The sequence below is a fragment of the Priestia sp. FSL W8-0524 genome (assembly GCF_038005965.1).
GTDB lineage: Bacteria > Bacillota > Bacilli > Bacillales > Bacillaceae_H > Priestia > Priestia zanthoxyli.
Map to the genome: position 1 here is coordinate 3,341,000 of NZ_JBBOUG010000001.1, position 18,168 is coordinate 3,359,167.

The 18,168-nt window shown below is 33.9% G+C and carries 21 protein-coding genes and 1 pseudogene; 4 read left to right on the plus strand and 18 right to left on the minus strand.

Annotation, left to right across the window (positions count from 1 at the left end; all coding sequences use genetic code 11):
* Positions 1 to 14 precede the first annotated feature (14 nt).
* Entirely contained in the window at positions 15 to 773 is a 759-nt protein-coding gene (locus NST66_RS17450) for an IclR family transcriptional regulator domain-containing protein (protein WP_165636265.1), read from the minus strand.
* Between the two features lie 135 nt (positions 774 to 908).
* Between NST66_RS17450 and NST66_RS17455 the strand changes: the two are divergent.
* Positions 909 to 1,073 (plus strand): annotated as a pseudogene (locus NST66_RS17455) (helix-turn-helix transcriptional regulator); the annotation flags it as partial.
* Between the two features lie 305 nt (positions 1,074 to 1,378).
* Here the strand turns inward: NST66_RS17455 and NST66_RS17460 are convergent.
* The 5 genes from NST66_RS17460 to NST66_RS17480 form a co-directional block, all read right to left on the minus strand.
* The gene (locus NST66_RS17460) at positions 1,379 to 2,128 is read right to left on the minus strand and encodes an ABC transporter permease (RefSeq protein WP_165636264.1); all 750 of its coding nucleotides are present in this window, start codon (positions 2,126 to 2,128) and stop codon (positions 1,379 to 1,381) included.
* Entirely contained in the window at positions 2,129 to 2,890 is a 762-nt protein-coding gene (locus NST66_RS17465) for an ABC transporter ATP-binding protein (RefSeq protein WP_165636263.1), read from the minus strand.
* Positions 2,891 to 3,079: 189 nt separating this feature from the next.
* Entirely contained in the window at positions 3,080 to 3,433 is a 354-nt protein-coding gene (locus tag NST66_RS17470) for a DUF1048 domain-containing protein (RefSeq protein ID WP_340843597.1), read from the minus strand.
* Positions 3,434 to 3,503: 70 nt separating this feature from the next.
* Entirely contained in the window at positions 3,504 to 3,824 is a 321-nt protein-coding gene (locus NST66_RS17475; protein WP_028414817.1) for a PadR family transcriptional regulator, read from the minus strand.
* Between the two features lie 243 nt (positions 3,825 to 4,067).
* The gene (locus tag NST66_RS17480; RefSeq protein ID WP_165636536.1) at positions 4,068 to 4,382 is read right to left on the minus strand and encodes an isochorismatase family protein; all 315 of its coding nucleotides are present in this window, start codon (positions 4,380 to 4,382) and stop codon (positions 4,068 to 4,070) included.
* A gap of 69 nt (positions 4,383 to 4,451) precedes the next feature.
* On the opposite strand from NST66_RS17480, the gene NST66_RS17485 reads away from it, so the two are divergent.
* The gene (locus NST66_RS17485) at positions 4,452 to 5,078 is read left to right on the plus strand and encodes a DJ-1/PfpI family protein (RefSeq protein WP_165636262.1); all 627 of its coding nucleotides are present in this window, start codon (positions 4,452 to 4,454) and stop codon (positions 5,076 to 5,078) included.
* Between the two features lie 264 nt (positions 5,079 to 5,342).
* Here the strand turns inward: NST66_RS17485 and NST66_RS17490 are convergent, their stop codons facing one another.
* Positions 5,343 to 5,912: a GNAT family N-acetyltransferase gene (locus tag NST66_RS17490; RefSeq protein ID WP_165636261.1), complete on the minus strand. Its 570-nt coding sequence runs from the start codon at positions 5,910 to 5,912 to the stop codon at positions 5,343 to 5,345.
* A gap of 105 nt (positions 5,913 to 6,017) precedes the next feature.
* Entirely contained in the window at positions 6,018 to 6,899 is an 882-nt protein-coding gene (locus NST66_RS17495) for an ABC transporter six-transmembrane domain-containing protein (protein ID WP_165636260.1), read from the minus strand.
* Positions 6,900 to 7,091: 192 nt separating this feature from the next.
* Between NST66_RS17495 and NST66_RS17500 the strand changes: the two genes are divergently transcribed.
* A complete protein-coding gene (locus tag NST66_RS17500; protein WP_165636259.1) occupies positions 7,092 to 7,913 on the plus strand; it encodes a MerR family transcriptional regulator in 822 nt (273 codons plus the stop codon).
* A 227-nt stretch (positions 7,914 to 8,140) separates the two neighbouring features.
* Here the strand turns inward: NST66_RS17500 and NST66_RS17505 are convergent, their stop codons facing one another.
* The 10 genes from NST66_RS17505 to NST66_RS17550 all read right to left on the minus strand — a co-directional run bounded on the left by NST66_RS17505 (position 8,141) and on the right by NST66_RS17550 (position 17,327).
* Positions 8,141 to 8,554: a DUF6892 domain-containing protein gene (locus NST66_RS17505; RefSeq protein ID WP_165636258.1), complete on the minus strand. Its 414-nt coding sequence runs from the start codon at positions 8,552 to 8,554 to the stop codon at positions 8,141 to 8,143.
* 345 nt (positions 8,555 to 8,899) lie between these two features.
* A complete protein-coding gene (locus tag NST66_RS17510) occupies positions 8,900 to 9,835 on the minus strand; it encodes a sensor histidine kinase (RefSeq protein WP_340843598.1) in 936 nt (311 codons plus the stop codon).
* Between the two features lie 2 nt (positions 9,836 to 9,837).
* Positions 9,838 to 10,554: a response regulator transcription factor gene (locus NST66_RS17515; protein WP_034267314.1), complete on the minus strand. Its 717-nt coding sequence runs from the start codon at positions 10,552 to 10,554 to the stop codon at positions 9,838 to 9,840.
* Between the two features lie 302 nt (positions 10,555 to 10,856).
* Positions 10,857 to 11,726, minus strand: a complete 870-nt coding sequence (locus tag NST66_RS17520) for a DUF4097 family beta strand repeat-containing protein (protein ID WP_034267317.1) — start codon at positions 11,724 to 11,726, stop codon at positions 10,857 to 10,859.
* 37 nt (positions 11,727 to 11,763) lie between these two features.
* Positions 11,764 to 12,468, minus strand: coding sequence for an ABC transporter permease (locus NST66_RS17525; RefSeq protein ID WP_034267320.1), 705 nt, complete (start codon positions 12,466 to 12,468; stop codon positions 11,764 to 11,766).
* 95 nt (positions 12,469 to 12,563) lie between these two features.
* Positions 12,564 to 13,487, minus strand: coding sequence for an ABC transporter ATP-binding protein (locus tag NST66_RS17530; protein WP_340843600.1), 924 nt, complete (start codon positions 13,485 to 13,487; stop codon positions 12,564 to 12,566).
* A 420-nt stretch (positions 13,488 to 13,907) separates the two neighbouring features.
* Entirely contained in the window at positions 13,908 to 14,195 is a 288-nt protein-coding gene (locus NST66_RS17535; protein WP_325075098.1) for a 3-isopropylmalate dehydrogenase, read from the minus strand.
* 131 nt (positions 14,196 to 14,326) lie between these two features.
* Entirely contained in the window at positions 14,327 to 15,274 is a 948-nt protein-coding gene (locus tag NST66_RS17540) for a DUF418 domain-containing protein (RefSeq protein WP_340843601.1), read from the minus strand.
* 624 nt (positions 15,275 to 15,898) lie between these two features.
* A complete protein-coding gene (locus NST66_RS17545; protein WP_028414832.1) occupies positions 15,899 to 16,108 on the minus strand; it encodes a hypothetical protein in 210 nt (69 codons plus the stop codon).
* Between the two features lie 679 nt (positions 16,109 to 16,787).
* Complete coding sequence (locus NST66_RS17550) at positions 16,788 to 17,327, minus strand: TetR/AcrR family transcriptional regulator (RefSeq protein ID WP_049165934.1); 540 nt, start codon at positions 17,325 to 17,327, stop codon at positions 16,788 to 16,790.
* Between the two features lie 130 nt (positions 17,328 to 17,457).
* Here NST66_RS17550 and NST66_RS17555 point away from each other — a divergent pair, with 130 nt between their 5' ends.
* The gene (locus NST66_RS17555; protein ID WP_340843602.1) at positions 17,458 to 17,805 is read left to right on the plus strand and encodes a DUF2834 domain-containing protein; all 348 of its coding nucleotides are present in this window, start codon (positions 17,458 to 17,460) and stop codon (positions 17,803 to 17,805) included.
* Positions 17,806 to 18,168: the final 363 nt, after the last annotated feature.

An 18,168-nucleotide genomic window follows, 5' to 3' on the forward strand; every position in this document is an offset into this window, starting at 1 on the left:
ACCCCTCTTTTCACTTATCTCTTTGCCTCTTCATATCCAGCAATAAAAGATATATTAGTCGCTGTTTGAAGCAGCCTTTCTACTATAAAGTCCTTATGTTTCAGCATTCTTTCCTTAGGTCCAGCTACGCTAATAGCAGCTTGAATGCTTCCCTTTGCTCCAAATACAGGTGCAGCAAGGCAAAATAAGCCTTCTTCATTTTCTTCATCATCAATTGCATAGCCCATTTGAATAAAAGAGTCTAGATTGTCATTAAGAACTTTTTTATTTGTAATCGTATAATCCGTAATAGGCAGCAGCTCCGTATGTTCAAGCAGCTGTTCTCGCTGATCTTTAGGAAGAAAAGCTAAAAAGGTTTTTCCTAATCCGGTACAATAGAGCGGCTTTCGGTTACCAGGCTGAGCGGTTGTTCTAATAGAACGGTTATTATCAATCTTAACAACATAGACCAATTCTCCATCTGACAGCAAGGCCATAAACACAGTTTCCTGAACATCCTCCATCAGCTTCTTTAAATACGGTTTTCCCTCAGAAGAAATATCCAATGATTCCATAGCCGCTGTTCCAATTTGAATTAGCTTTGGCCCTAGCTTATACCTTTTTAATGAGTCCTGATTCAAATACCCTTCATTATGAAGTGTTCCCACAAGATTAAACGTACTGCTTTGCGGAAGCGAAAGTAAGTCACTAACCTCTTTTACTGTTAATCCCTCGGGATGTTGAGCAATCAATTCAAATACCCTTAATACACGTTCTGCTGATTTTACTGACATGAAGAAATCCCCTCTAAATCACATATGTGATTTTGAATTTTATATATGATTTACTGATTTAAATACTATCATAGACAGATCATTAATTCAAAATATTTTTACAAATTAAACAAAAATACTTATGACAGAAACTGATTAACTCAGCAGCAACTTGTAGATAAGGTTGGTATTACAAGACAGACTGTTAGCCTCATAGAAAAAGGCAAATATAACCCGTCGTTAAAGCTTTGCTTGCAAATTTGCTACGTCATTGAAGAAACATTGGACGAATTATTTTGGATAGATAAGGAGTTATTTTGAATGAAAAAGATAGTTGATGAAAGGCTTACCTTTTTAAATTTGCAGCATATTAAAATTACATATTTGGAGGCATTATTTTTGTATGTAGTCTTATACCCATGAACTATGTGTACCGGTTAAGAAAAAACAACAAAATGAATGGGAAGATGATGAATAAAAGAAGACCTTGTTCCAGGTCTTCTTTATTTCTACCGATAATTCACATTACGACAACTAGAAGTAATCCCTGTTTTATACTATCAATACTTCACATTAAAATTTCGATGATTCCATATACCTTGGATAGCTTACTCAGTTTATAAAATTCACCCTAATTTGCGTTTGAATTCTTTACTAGCGAAGAAATAAGCAATGACCATTATACCTAGGCACCAGGCAAGGGCACTCCAGATATCGTTGCCAACAGATCCTTCATACAAGAGTGCACGAATCGTATTCACGATTGAAGTCACGGGCTGGTTTTCGGCGAATGCACGAACAGCTTTAGGCATCGTTTCAGTGGGAACAAAGGCGGAACTAATAAAAGGTAGGAAGATTAGTGGGTACGAGTAGCCTGTGGCTCCTTCCATAGATTTCGCTGTCAGTCCTGGAATAATGGCCAACCATGTCAGGGCTAGCGTAAACAGCCCGAGTATCCCGGCTACCGCGAACCAATCTAGGATATCAGCGCTGGAACGGAAACCCATCAAGAGCGCGACGAAGATAACTATCACGATAGTAAGCGCATTGGAAACAAAAGATGTCAACACGTGAGCCCATAATACCGAAGAACGTTTAATGGGCATGGTGATGAAACGGCCCATCAGTCCACTTTTCACATCATTAAATAGCCGCACGGAAGTGTAAGCGACGCCGGATGCGATAGCCATCAGCAGGATTCCCGGTAATAAATAATTGACGTAATTGGCTGTTCCTGTATTTATAGCGCCACCAAATACGTAGACAAACAGTAGCATCATCATAATCGGCGTAATCGCCACCGTAATAATCGTATCCGGGCTGCGCATAATAGTGCGCATCAAACGTCCTAGTAATACACCTGTATTGTTTTTCATTTACATTTCCTCCTTTTTACCGATGATTGCGAGGAAGATTTCCTCCAATGTTGGCTGTTTCTCAATGTATTCCACTTTTGCTGGGGGGAACATCTCTTTAAGTTCAGTAAGGGTACCGGTTTTGATGATTTTTCCGCCATGTAGGATGGCTATACGGTCTGCCAGTTGTTCAGCTTCCTCTAGGTACTGAGTCGTGAGCAAGATGGTTGTACCACCGCCAGCAAGCTCTTTGATGGTGTTCCAGACTTCAATCCGGGCTTCCGGATCAAGTCCGGTCGTCGGTTCGTCGAGAAAAATAACGGCTGGCCCCCCAATCAGACTCATAGCTATATCAAGTCGGCGCTTCATTCCACCGGAATATTGATCCGCCCGGCGATTAGCTGCATCGGTCAAGCTGAATCTTCCAAGAAGATTGTCAGCTACTTCATCAGGATTAGATACCCCTCGCAATTTGGCGATCATTATCAGGTTTTCCTTCCCAGTAAGCATGCCGTCTAACGCTGCGAACTGCCCCGTTAGGCTGATGTTTTGGCGGACGTCAGCCGGTTGACGTTGGACGTCAAATCCGCAAATACTCACTTCGCCGCTATCAGCCTTCATCAGCGTTGAAAGAATATTAACTGTCGTCGTCTTACCTGCCCCATTTGAGCCCAGCAGTGCAAAAATTTCACCGCGCTGCACCTCAACATTCACCCCTTTTAAAACTTCTTTGTCTTTAAAGGACTTTTTTAACTCTTTTACAAAAATCGCTGTATTTCTCATACGTTTTTCCTCCTTTTAAAAAGCTCCACAAGCTTTCTTGCTAGAACTGTCATGCTATAACTAAGCTGAGCATCTCGTAGAGCTAGGTTTTTGATATCTCACTATTTAGTCTGACCAATATTCTGTATCACTTAGTACTGAGTTTAAAAAATGACTGAATAGCAAAAGCAACTAGCTATTCAGTCGATGTTATTGATTAAATTTATTTTTTCCTAATCGTTCCTTAATACTCTGATTCAAATCTTCACGATACTTAACCATATAAGTTTTAGCATTTGCCACTAATTCGTGAGCAAAGGAAGCCACATCGTCTCCAGTAATTTCGAGCACCTGTCTACCTTCTGCAGCACCTGCTTCGAATAAATCAATTAATTCATACTGCATGTGTAGCATATCCATTCCGTTGCCCGATGAGAAATTCCACATGTAGTTTTGAATTTTTTTAAATACAAACTGATAGTCTTCTGGCAAGGCTTCAACCCGTGCCATCATCATTTTATACTCTTTTTTATCACCAATCATTTTTTTGAATATTTCCAACATGTCATTTTTCCTCCTTTTTATAAAGCTTCATAAGCTGCTTTAAAAATATCCGGCGTTCTATCCTATGAAGCTAGTTTGACTTCAAGACGTTGATTTTTGATGATACAAAATCCCACCTTTTCCAAAACAACTCAAGCTCCTTGTAGCCCGCCTCATTAAGCGAGTAAAATTTGCGGGGTGGGCCCATATCTGATGGTTTTTTTTCTATATTCACAAGTTTTTTCTTTTCTAATCGTACGAGAATAGTGTAGACCGTCCCTTCTACGACCTCGATAAATCCAAGCTCGTTCAGGCGGCGTGTAATCTCATAGCCATAGGTTTCATGGCGGCTGATAATTTCTAACACACAGCCTTCCAGCGAACCCTTCAGCATTTCAGTTAAATTTTCGATCTTCAGAACCTCCTCTATATCGTCTGACTTATATTCTGTATTACTTAGTACCAAACCAATTTTTACTTAATAACTTTTAAAATTAAGCTATTAAGTAATACTTAGTATATGTAGATTGTAATACTTAGTACCGGGTATTTCAACTATTTTTAAAAAGATTTTCAAAATTTTTTATGCTGTTTATTATAGAAAAACCATTTTTTATCAAAATGAGTTATTTCTGTTAGTACAATACCTTTTTTATTAATATGATTGTATTGCTTCAGTCAAATTTAACTTTTTGATCAATTCTTCAGTTGTTAAAATTTTGGCAAACTCATTATCTAAAGTTGCTAATGACACAGTATGTATTTGTTCAGCTGGATAATATGCATGATCTGCTCCTTTTACTGCAAATGCAGCTGTGGCATCTGATACGAGATACGTTTCAAATCCTAAATTATCACTCATTCGAGTAACAGTTGATACACAATGTGGAGTTTTTAATCCTACTGTTACGACTTTGTCTATTTTGTTTTCTTTCAAATGATTCTCAACCTCCTTATTTTTTCTGAATATTTTAACTTTTTATAGATATATGTCTTTAAAATGGTATAATATAGAGAACGTCAGTTCGGGAGGCTTAATATGCAAACCAAAAAAGTTTATATGTATGTATTCAATACAATGTCAGATTGGGAGTATGGATATTTAATTTCTGAACTAAATTCAGGAAGATATTTTAGGCAAGGTTTAGCCCCTTTAAAAGTAATGACGGTAGGAGTTAATAAAGAAATTATTAAAACAATGGGGGGGCTGAATATACAGCCGGATATTTCTCTTGATGAGTGCACTCTTCTGGATAAAGATCTTTTAATTCTACCGGGAGGAAATACATGGAGTGAGGAGATTCATCAACCTATATTGAAAAAAGTTGGGGAAGTTTTAGAGCTTGGTACTATTGTAGCTGCAATTTGTGGTGCTACTGATGCCCTTGCAAATAGTGGATACTTAGATTCTAGAAAGCATACGCTTAATAACTTAGAATATACAAAAATGGTCTGTCCTAATTATAAAGGGGAGAAGTTGTATGAGGTTGGACCTGTAGTATCCGATAATAACATGATTACTGCTTCAGGAGTAGCACCTCTAGAATTCGCGAGGGACGTATTAAAAAAATTAGATGTATTTGCATCAAATACATTAGATTCATGGTATAGCTTAAATAAAACTCAGAAGTCCGAATACTTTTTTCAGTTAATGAGCTCAATATAGGTTCCTAATTATATACAAGGTGGATTACAATAATTTTCTTTTTTATTTTTGTATACGTAAAAATAGATAAAAAAGATGATTAAAAACAGCTTTTGTCTACCCTCCTTAAAACCCCAGATAATCAAAATATCTGGGGTTTTTTATTATAAAGGTTTTAATGTTTACATTAGATAACGACAAATACATATCTTTCCCACGAATTTCCTATATCTTAGATTACTAAATATCAATAAATTTAATACTGATTCTGTTTATCTAGATCAATTAAGGAGATACTTTTTCCTCAGGTTCATTAAAAGAAATATTTTTTATCCATTCTTTTTTTAATAATGCATACTGAAGAGTATTTTCATACTTAGGTGTTCCATCTTCGTATTTAGTAAACGAAATAAACTCAACAAAACGTCCTTCTTTACGCATTCCTAATTTTTCACATAGTTTTTGTGATTTATAGTTATCCTCCTCAACGTATGCATAGATTCTTCTTGCATCCAATTGAGTAAACAGATACCTTAGGAACTCCTTCACACTCTCGCTTGCGTACCCTTTTCCCTCATATTGAGCATTAAAGTGCCAACCAATGGAATAAGTATCTGGATCTTCTTTTAAGTAGAATATCTCTCCTATTAGATCATCACTGCCTTTTAAGCAGACTGCAACAAAAGAGTCATCTTTTTTTCTTTTTTGAGCTTTTAAAGCGGCTTCCTCTATTGTGTGAACTTTGTCTTCAAGAAAGCAGTTTACCCTTGGATTAGCCAAGTATTCCAAAAGAGCTTGAGAGTCTGCTTTAGAAAAGTTTCTCAATAGTAATCGATCAGTTTCAATCTTTTTCATTAAAAATCCTCCTAACCTATATTTACGGGCTTATTTCTCTGAAAAGACAACAACAATAATTTAAGGGATAACATAACAATAATGGTTGGCTAAGCTTTTGTGGTTTTAGCTGTTAACGTCTTCAGCAACGCGTTCACCAATATCAAGTACACGCGAAATATTTTGCACAATTTCAGGAAGACCAACTACTGCCTCTTGAAACATCCAAATATAAGCTAGAACTGCATAAATAGCACCAGGCGTAGTACCCTGAACACCTGTAAGTCTAAATAGTGTAGCTAGGGTTAAGAGAATGACGACAATCTCCATCATCCCCCATGTTTTAGCCTCAGCGTTAGAAATAGCAACACGCCACAAACGTAATCGTGCAAAATGTTTTTGAACAATGGTAAGTGGACGATGAACGACTATATCTGCCTCTTCTTCAATCCGGTTGTTAAGTGCGTGATTCAAACGATAAGAACGTCGACCGAACCAATGGTTTATGATTAGTATTGGAATTAGTGCCAATAAACTTAAGAACCCAATAAACCGGTCATAAAGAAATAACATGATAATAGCGCCTAAAAATCGAATAACCGTTGTTACAACTGCTGGCAGCTCCATCTGAAAGAAATCTACTACCTCTCGAGACAATGAGACACGTCCTACAATTCGAGTTCCTTTTACTCCATCAGCACGCTGGCGCTCCACCATTTCTGCAGCAACATTAGAATAAATTCCAACGAATACTTTGGTATCGTAAACGTGCCTGAACAAGCCAACCCCTAGGTGAAGGATCCATAGTAGAGCAAGTGGTATAAGGCTAGCCGGATTCTCTTTAAGCAACCCATCGATTGCAAAACCAATTGTTGCAGCGTAAAGAAGATCGCAAACATTTTCAACAAGAGTGAGCATATAGGTAAGGCTAATTCCTTTGCGATTTTTTGACCATATACCTTGAAGGAGTTGACCTACGGAGGATTTTTTCTTTTTTATCATTTGCATCTTATCTACTCTTTCTTTTCTCTAATTAGACAAACTTTAATTCTATTCATTGCTTTATCTTCAAATTCATCATCAATTTGCCTTTTCACTTACTTTAATGAAATAAAGGACTCGTCATTGCTGTTTATATCCCCTTTCCAGTACAATGAACATCATAAAGTATATGGTTACCGTATAGTCAAGGAGGATTTTATGAGTGAAGAGTTGGAAAAGTACTTTAGTACTGGTGAATTCGCGAATCTCTGTCGTGTAAAAAAGCAAACTCTATTTCATTATGACGAGATAGGGTTACTTTCACCTCAAATAAAAAAAGAGAATAGATATAGATACTATTCGTATGAACAATTTGAAGTCTTTCAAGTGATTGCCTTATTTAAAGAATTCGGTGTTCCATTAAAAGAGATAAAAGTTCTTTTAAAAGATAAAAAATCAATAAATATGATTACTCTTTTAAAGGAAAAATCTCTTGAAATTGAAGAAAAAATTAAGAGCCTTAATCATTTACAAGCAATTATTCAAACGCGTTTACAGTTAGCAGAACATGCTTTAAAAACTGATTTTTCTTCTATTTCATTGCAATATTTAGATGAAGAAACCTTTATGATTAGTGAAAATATTTTAGAAGAAGCCGAACAAAAATATACTACAGTTATTCCGGAGCTCATTCATTATACTCAACTTCATAAATTAGACCGAGGATATCCAATTGGAGCAATGCTTGCGAGAGACCAAATCCAAAAAAAAGAGTTTTACAATTACGAACATTTGTATATCAAAATCCCAAAAGAGATAGAAAAAATTCATTGTCATACACGTCCCCAGGGACTATATGTTGTTGGGTATCAAAAAGGTGCCGAAACCGAACATGCTTACGATCGAATTATTCAATTCGTTAGAGAAAAAGGGTTAAAAATAGGGGAGTATGCATATGAGGAATACGTGATTGATGAGGTAATGGCGGATGGAATAGAGAATTCAATTACAAGAATTCAACTTCAAATTCAAAGCCAATAACGTTTTTTTAGGTTGTATTGCAAAGAGGTACTATATTTACTAAACATATATGGCGTATACAGGCTAAAAATAGAAAACCCAACCTGTGAACTCTAAAGGTTGGGTTTTCTGTTTTGTAAACGGAGTATAGGAGAATTGCTTATTGATTTTTCTAGATGGCAATAATGAGGAAACGTTATTCTTCATAAAGGCGGATTGCTTCTTTTAGCACAATAACGTCCTTCTCATTAATCCTCAATCTCAATTCCAGCTTGCTTAAATGGTTTTAGTACTTCTGGATGACACATGGAAATATAGTCCACTGTTTTTAGATTCGTTAAGTTCTGAAATCCTTCAACAGATAGCACGTCAAATAAATTATCTTCACCGTCCCAATCTGGTTTTAGAATATGATAAATTTCATTACCTCCATCAAAGCAAAGGGATTCAATCTTTTCCAAATCACTCTTTTCCAGAGTTAACTCTTCTAAATAATCTTTGATTTCAACAATGGGTCCAGCTCCAAAATACCATTCGAAATTATTCGTATACTTATCTTTTAAATCGGTTAATTCTTTTAGAAATAATGGCTCTTGATCTAATAAAGCTTCAATAACCACTAATTTAAAATTAAAATCTTTAAACATTCCACTTTTCCCCATTTTTCTACCTCCGATTTTATCTCTGTATTAGGCTTGTAATCGCCCCTGCACTATTCGTATTATAACAATCATCTATAAATAAAACCTACTTATATTGTTGACTTTGACAGCCCCAAAAATAAGAGCCCCTGTAAATGAAGGTCCGCTCTTATTTACTCAGTTTAATTACTACTGCAAGCTGCTAATGCTAGCAATAATACAGCAGAAGTTGCTAAAACCTTTTTCATACATGCACCTTCAACTCTCTACTAATTCTTTTCTACTTATTATTCTTTGACTACTGTTAGTAAAAGGTAGAAAAATAGGTGTTTTTCTTGCAATACCTAAAACAACGTATTACTAATTTTAAAAATTAATACGTTTTAAACATACTGTAAAAATAGTATGTTTAAACGGAATACTTTCTAAAGCAATACTTCCACCCATTTGTTCAATTAATCTCTTCGTAATAGTTAACCCTAATCCACTTCCTTGATAGCGACTGTTCCTTGAGTCTTCTAGCGTATACATTCGCTCAAAAACTCGTTCTTTATGTACTTCATCTATTCCTTTTCCTCTATCTGATATTTCTATATAGATATTATCTTTATCTGTTCTAAGCTTTAAACCTATCATTTTACCATCAGAACCATACTGAATTGCATTAGAAATTAAATTATTAAGAACCCTTTCAATTGCACTTTCATCTCCTCTAACAAAGAGTGATTCTTCTGGTATTTCAATAGCTACTTCAAATTCTTTATTGATTAAAATTTCGTAGTAATCCAATATTATTTTCCGGCTAATTTCGCATATATCAATTCTCGAAAAGCTTAATTTTTTGTCTCCGGATTCAAGCTTTACAAGTTCGAAAAAACGATTTATTAACTCTAGCACCTCTAAGGTTTTTAAATTAACGGTTTTTAACAAACTCATCATTTTTTCTGTACTTAGACTTTTATCATTATTTATAATTTCAATATAACCTAAAATAACTGTTAGAGGGGTTTTTAAATCGTGAGAAATATTTGATAGCATTTTTCTTATTGAACGTTCTACGTTATGGTAATCTGCCACTGTCTTTTGATTGTGTTCTAAAAGACGGTTTATTTGTTTCAATAAAGACTTTATCTGATTATTGTCTGTATATAATAATAGTCTTTCACTTGTTTCTTCATCAATAATAGCTTTGAGCTTGCTTTCTATGTATCTCACTTCTGCTTTACGTTTTAATCGCCTATGAATCAGAAATAGGTTTATACAAATAGAACAGGCCAATAAGATGACGACCAGGTAAACCATTTTTATAAATCCCCCAATTTATAACCTATTCCCCATAAAGTCTTTATGTACGTTGGATGAGAGGGATTGTCTTCAATTTTTTCTCGAAGTCTTCTAATGTGAACATTAATTACGTTTTCATCTCCATGATATTCATCTTCCCATACGGCTTTATACAGTTGTGACTTCGTGTATACATGAGTAGGGTTGGAAATAAATACTTTTAGGATGTTAAATTCTTTTGCTGTGAGGCTAATATCCTTATCTAGTTTCTTCACAGAAAAGCTGTCCATATCGATACTTATATCTCCTATTTTTATGACCTTGCTTTGACTTTCTTTTTTTAACTGCGATGAGTGCATATAATGTAATTCTCTTCTTATAATCGCTTTAATTCTCGCTAATAATTCAATCATAGAGAACGGTTTAGCAATATAATCATCAGCACCAAAACCTAGTCCAAGTGCTTTGTCTACGTCTTCATCTTTTGCAGACATAATAAGAACAGGAACCATACTTTTAGAACGAATTATTTTTAAACATTCCATGCCATCCACTTTGGGCAGCATAAGATCAAGTAAAATAACGTCATACGTTTGTACATTTTGTACATTAAGTATTTCTAAAGCTTCCTCGCCATCAAAAACAGCGGTGACTTCATATCCTTCTTTTACTAACCCCTCTTTAACCATCTCACTTATAAACGGATCGTCTTCTACAATTAGTATCTTGTGACTCAATACTTTCCACTCCTAAAACCTTTTAGTATGCTTACTATTCTATTATCATAAAAAATAACAATTAATTACATTATAATCCTTTTTATACAAAATGTTATAACTAATTAATATAGTGTTAAAAAAAGTTAGTAGTAAATAAACGATATAAATTCTTTACCTATAGTTTTTTAAGATATTCATCAAAAAATGCTATCTTAATGTCGAGGAAGATAGCATTTTCAATAAGTAATTGATTATTAGTTTAGTTCAAGTATTCTTATCAAACATATTATCAAGTATTCTTATCAAACATATTATAATGATTAATTTGTTACATTAATAACACCGTTGTTACTTAATAAATTTAACTTATTGGATCCCTGTCCAATTTTTCCTCTTTGAAGCTTTTCAGTATCTGTGTTTTTCTTAAGTGTATCTAGTTTAAGTTTTACATCGGAGGAATAACTTTTAGCAGCCACGGACAGAGAAGTTGGGGCTTGTTTATAAGAAACGCTGATGTCCCCAGAATCACTTTCTACAGCTAAGGATTTTCCTTCTTTTATATCCTTAATTGAAACCTCTCCATCTTTAGAAGTAACCTTAATCTTTGAAGCATTTACATTTTCCATATAGTTATCGCCACTTGTAGAGGAAATGTTTAAATTTCCAAAAGTACTATCTTCCATACTTAACGTTCCATCCTCGGATACAAACATTGCTGTATTAGCTGAAAGGCCTTTTATTTTTTTATCACCAGAGTTGTTGTGAACTATAAAATTATTAGTAGAAATTTCACTCAATTGGATATCACCATATTTATTATTTAAGTCAATTTTGTTTATTTTTGAACTTGGAATGGCAATAGAAATTGTACCTTTCTTTCCAAAAGTAAACCCTCCCAAAAAGCCACTTTTCTTTTGATCCTTTTGCTTGATTATTAATGTTTTTCCACCTTGTTTAAAAGTGACACGTTGTTTTTCTTTTTTCTTCCCTTTAGCTGATACAATCACTTCATTTGAATGACTTTTCTTCAACCTTATATCCCAAGACTCACTATCCACTTTTAAAGCATTAACACTCTCGATATTGTAAGACTTATTTTTCTCAAAGCTTTTTGCTTCGGCAATATTGACTTTGAAAGTGAACCCACAAATTAAAACTAAAGCTACAGAAGTTGATACAATCTTCTTCATCTCTTTTCCTCCTATTTCTACTCTTAGAAATTATGTATTATGCTATGTCAACACTGTCTACTTTTCTTATTGCCAGATAACCTATTAGAAGTCCAAGAAGACAAAGTACGCCAGGAATTGCTACAATTTCATATAAACTTACCGTCTCTCCTCCACTAGAAATTGTTGCATTAATTAAGAATCCAATTACTAGAGACGAAGTTATTGTAGTAGCAACTGATTTCTTCCTCATACCAAAAAATAAAGGAATGAAACTCACGCCAGCCATCATAAGCGCACCAATAAGAGTTGAAGGTACTGTAGAAATAATGTCATTCACCTTTACAGGTTTTTCAACCAGATATACGTGCGGGTTGATCCAAAAAATTAATAAATCGATAATAAAAGTAGCAATAATAATACTGACAAAGCAGAATACGAAAACAATAAGCAGTTTCGCTTGCATTAACTTTTTTCTTTTTAATGGATAAGTGAATAACAACTGAATTGTTTTATTTTTATATTCATCAATTATTAGCCGAGACAAAATGACACTAGAGAAACAAATAAATACAATTCTAATAAAAATATTAGCTAACGACATAAAGTCCGCATAATCTGGATACATAGGTTCAATTTCATTTCTTGATCCCCACCCCATAAGTGCAGCTATAAAAAAGATAGCTAAAATGCAAATGACTACATTTTTTATATACCTTGATAATCGATGTTTTTTGTATTCTAATTTCATTAGTTTTAACATTTTCAAAAGCTCCCCCCAATGGAATTTAAGACGTTTCAATTTAGTGCTCTTTAAATGATGTGATAAGGAATTGGAAGTTAAGATGATATACGTGATTAAATGTGAATTTCTTCACTATTCATTGAACTTAAAAAGTACTCTTCTAGTGAACTGTTCTTTTTGTTGATACTTTCTATACCAACATCATTCATAACGAATGCTTTAGAAATCTCTTGCTGAGTTAATGTTGTCTCATATATACGTATCATCTCTTCACCAATAACTCTAAAGTTTTTTATTCCTAAATTTTGTTCTAAAATATACAAAGCTTTTTTTATATTTTGAACCTGTACTTCTATATACTCAGTTTGTTTTCCGTTGATACTCTTCATAGAAACTTCTTTTATTAATTTTCCATTTTGAATAATTCCGATTGTATCTGACATCTGTTCCATTTCAGCTAAAATATGACTAGATATTAATAAGGTAATTCCATAATCTTTACAGAGTATTTTAAAAAGGTCTCTCAATTCCTTTATACCAATAGGATCGAGTCCATTAATTGGTTCATCTAAAACCAGAAGCTCTGGCTTTGTAGAAATAGCTCTAGCTATCCCTAACCTTTGTTTCATTCCCAATGAAAAATCCTTCACTTTTTTGCCTTCAATATTATGTAATTTAACAAGCTCTAGAGCGTGATCAATAGCTTTGTTATCGTAATAACCCATATACTCGCAATGTAAAGATAAATTTTCTCTAGCAGTGAGCTGCTCATAAAAAATTGGATATTCAATAATAGTTCCCATCCGCTTTAATACTTCAAATGATGTGTTCGTTAATTTCTCTCCAAAAATCTCTATTTCACCACTCGTTGGCTTGATTAAGTTTGTGAGCATTTTCATAATCGTCGTTTTACCAGCACCATTCGGACCTAAGAAGCCATAAATTTCTCCTTTCTTCACGTGCATATTAACTTCAGAAACAACCTGTCTCCCTTTAAACGCCTTTGTAAGTTGGGTAGTTTTCAATATGTATGTCATTTATCTTCTCCTTTTCAATTTATATGGTTATTGTATAAAATGAAATTTTCTTTTCTCTTACTTAAATCTTACGTTTTTCTTAATTTTCTTGTTACATAGTTCTAAAAAGAGTTTACATATAAATAGCTTCCTATTTATGTACTTGTTTGTCTTTTTAGTAAGCTAAAAGGTTTGCTAAAACAGCCGTGTATAAACGATAAATTGGAAAAACAAAGGAGCCCTTGGGTATTAAGGGCTCCTTTTTTTCTTGTCTTTTAGAAAGAAACTTTATGTAAACTAGCGTTTTATATGATATAACTAATAAAGTGTTAATCATATTTGAAGCCTTTAGATTTATGAATCTAAAGGCTTTTTTGTACGGATAACTGAGATTATGGTAAATACAAACTTACGAAGTATGACTCTTACTAAGCAAATTTTTTATTTATCGTTATATTGTTTTATAACTGTGACTATAACTGCCAGTAACAGAACAATTGCGCTATTTATAAGTAAATAGTATCCAACTTGTAAACCATAAAATATGGAAAAAGCGTCTCTAATGATCAACAGTGCTAATATACCGCCTACTGCCCCGAATAAAGCCGCCAGTATCAATATTGTAAAAGCAGCAGCGTATAGACTTTTCTTTTTTTTGTAGGAGATAAATCCAACGATATTTGAAATAATAAGAAAGAAGCCGATAAGTATTAAGAAAAAGGTAGCCATTTTCTTTAATTCTCCTCTACGGACTATTAATTGGTTAAAATTTCTAATACCTAATATCACTTTAACATAACATTCTATGTAAAAGTTTTGCTTCTTATAACAGGTTTGATATTCATCCAAAAGAAGATGACTTACATTTTAAGATCTTTCTTTATATTTTTCCTTATAGTTAAACTGGCTAAGCGTTTACGCGCTGATTCCATAGGACCCATTTTAAAATAACGAAGCCACAAAGTAGCAAATAACATTTGAAACAAGCAGATTATTATCCAAATCATAATGACGAAGAATGAACGAGGGTGTCCACCCAATCCAAGGCCCCATCCATAAAATAAAATTGAACTTAAAACATTTTGTAACACGTAGCAACTTAAAGACATCTTACCTACTTTTTCTAAAACTCTCCATAACGAAAAGGCCTGAAATTTTTCAATTAGAAAACTAATGGCTCCCATGTATCCAATCGACAAAATAGGGGCAAATACATACCTTACTGGAAAATCAAAGTATCCTCCAGGAACAAATAATAATAGGTTTAGAGGTAGCCCAACTAAAAGTCCTGTCTTCATCATCCTCTTTCTGATATTAATACCCTTGGAGTTATTGTCAAAAGCCCCTATTCTCACTAGTAAAACACCAATTAAAAACATGCATATATTAAATGGAATGACGAAAATTGCTTCTGTGCGCAGCTCCCAAAAATGAAAAAGTCGATACTGAATTTGATTCATCCATGATCCATGTTGATAAAGGTTCATCACTTCTTTCGGCACAGCAACTAGCTCATCTCCTATTGAGTTAGTTAGCACACCTAAGAACACAAGTAATATAAAGAAAAGATGAATCGCTGCTGCACTAATCATTGTTATTCGTATCATCGTCTTCCGCATTTTTACGATAAATGAAACAATAATTGCTGTTACTGCATAAGACATTAAAATATCGTACTCTAAGACAAAAATAAAGTGCAAAAGCCCTTCCATTAATAAAATCAAAGACAGCCATATGTATCTTCCTGGCCACGTCTGATTTAACCGTTTTGATTGCTGATATTTCAGCTCTAAACCAACACCAAACATAATAGCTAAGAGGCCAAGTAATTTCCCGTTAATTAAGGATAGAAAAAGGATTCTTAAAAAATCATCTCCTGATAACCACCATTTGTTATGGGTAAAAGTAAATATATAATTTATATCTCCCAGATAGGCAAACAGCTAAATGTTCGTTCCTAATGTTCCCAGAATCGCTAGTCCTCTTAATATATCTAACGAGCGAATTCGTTTTTTATTCTCCACTTCTCATGCCCCCATCCTTTACTTTCATTCTAATAACGTTCCGAATACATTTCTAAAAAGGATTGTTTATTTTGTTACTCCCCTTCTTGATATGTCATAGTTCAACTATATTAGATTACGTTGCGTCACCTTCAACCCTTATTTTTAAATGAATGAATTGATAAAAAGAGCGTGGATACGTTTTGAGAAGTGCAAAGACTACCCGCTTTGGAAACAGGTTTAGCCAAAATTCAAAAGATATACTGGCGTACGCAGAGTACTAATTACAAAAAAAGAAACCCTAGTATTTTCAAGGTTTCTTTCTTTCTGATATTCCACTCTAAGCGACAATTGAAGATAAATTAAAATGCTTTTACTGCAATATAACGTTTTCCAACGTTTTGTAATTCATATTCTAAAAGCTAGCATCTAGCTTTTAGAAAGTTCGTTTATCTCCCTTTCAATAAGAGCTACTGAAAGCTCGAATGCTTGTATCCTTCTTTTAGCTAAGGTTATTTGAGATTTATATCTATCGGCATTTTCTTTAGCTTCAAACGTTTTTACTGTCTGTCTGAGTTTATGTAAAGTTGAATCAATTTGCCGTTTTGCTTCAACTAATTCAGGCACATCAAATTTCATTTACGTCTCTCCTTTTTATCATTTTTATCGGTCAGATGTCTTTCTTTAAAAAGATGGTTTATCATTCGAGCTACTGTTATCTATATTTTTTATGTTGTACACGAGTAAAAATCCAAAAGCACTTATCATACCAAATACTGTGAACACAAACTTACTACTTGAGACTTCTACTAACACTATACCTGATAAGATAGTTTTTTTATCTATAAAAATTGAAAAGATTCCTTTGAAAGAAGCAGGTTCGTCTGAAATTTTTAGAGTTAGCGTTAATTTTTATTTAGACCCCCAGCGGTTTTAAAATAGCCTCTGCGTAAGAGTTACGCTAAATAACACATTCAAATTCTCTCAACGCAATAAAATTTGTCATACAAATTTCAATTTTCATCTTCACAACAAAAATAGTTTGTGATATACTTCACATGTAAGGATGTTCATAACGAACTAACAAACTCTTGAATGTAAAGTAGAAAAAGCTATTTCACTCCGATGCCAATACGATTGAAATAGCTTTTTTTATGTTCTTATTTCGAGAACCCCCACCTTTTCTGCTGCTATGGCCTTCTGTACAGTTCTCTAGGAGAAGTAGTTACATCTATCTTACTCGCTTGCTTTTAGAGTTTGATTTTCCTAACCTATCACTCAAAAAATAGAGAGGGTTCTATTTTCCGCTTATTGCAGATCAACCCTTATTAATTGCCGCAATCGCTTTTGTAATACGAACATCATCACCTATTGTATCTAAAAGAGCAATTCCTTCAATTGTCACAAGAGCCAGTGCCGCTATTTGTTCTTTATCCTCTCCTTCTCCCACTTGAATGATATCCATGTAAAACTGATAAAAGCTGTCACAGATTTCCTTTGCTACAGAATAAAAGGGATCCCCCTCTTTTGATGCAACCGCAACTAATTCAAGCCACAGCTTAATGTATGGACGAACTTCAGGATCTCTCATCATGTTATACAAATGGGGAACTAGCGTCTGAAATGAATGTTTTTCCATTTCTGTATTATGCAGCATGTAAATAAGCTTTTGAGAAATAAAGGATAGCACAACCGTAAATAATTCCTCTTTGTCATTAAAATAATGAAGTAGCATTCTATCGCTGGTTTCTGCTGCTTTCGCAAGATTTCGCAAGCTGGAGGCCTGCAGACCATTTGATAAAATATAGTCAGCCGTTTTTTCTATAATTTCTTGTTTTTTCTTTTCACCTTTTTTCATATAAAGCTCCTTACTGTCTTTTTCTGTCGTATAGATACAATTATGAAGGAAACTTAGCTGCTTTGCATTATTCCCATTCATTTTTTTGTTGATAAAAAATGTAATGAGTGCTACATTTTAAGAAAGGGGGATGATTGAATTGGTAAGTAAAAACGACAAAGCAATGGACAGTAACACATTTTCTAGGAATAATCGAATAGCAAAAGCATTACTTATTTTAGTATTAGTATCTTTTTCTGTTTTAACAGGTTTGGCCGTATATCATTATGGCTTCCTTGGTATTTTTTCTCAGGCATTTAACAACTATGCTTCTATGCAAATATTCTTTGATTTATTGATAGCACTAATTCTAGTGCTTGTATGGATGTGGCATGATGCCAAAAAGACAAATCGTTCTTTTTGGCCATGGGCACTAGTCACGCTAATAATTGGCTCGTTCGGTCCCCTTTTGTATCTGTTGCTGCGCAAACGCATTTAGCAGATTAAAAGACTTTGTATTGCAAAAAGAAAGCCTTTTGCAAAATAAAACAAGGCTTTCTTTTTATCTAATTAATTATTAATCAGCTGTTTCCCCTAGTACAACTTTAATAGCCTTTGCGAGCATCTTTGCTGTACGCGTTTCTTCCTTTGAGGAGTGGTTTAGAGATTTATATAAGGTTCCAACCTTATAACACTATCATTTGGAAAGATAACCAAATAAAAAAGATTCTCTTAGATCGCCAAAAAGTAAAGATAATAAAGCAGGATCAAAATCATGCAATGAAGTTTATTGAACTTGTTAAAAAATTATCTAAATAAACCCTTAATTGTTAAATTAAAAGTTTATTTCTATATATTGTGT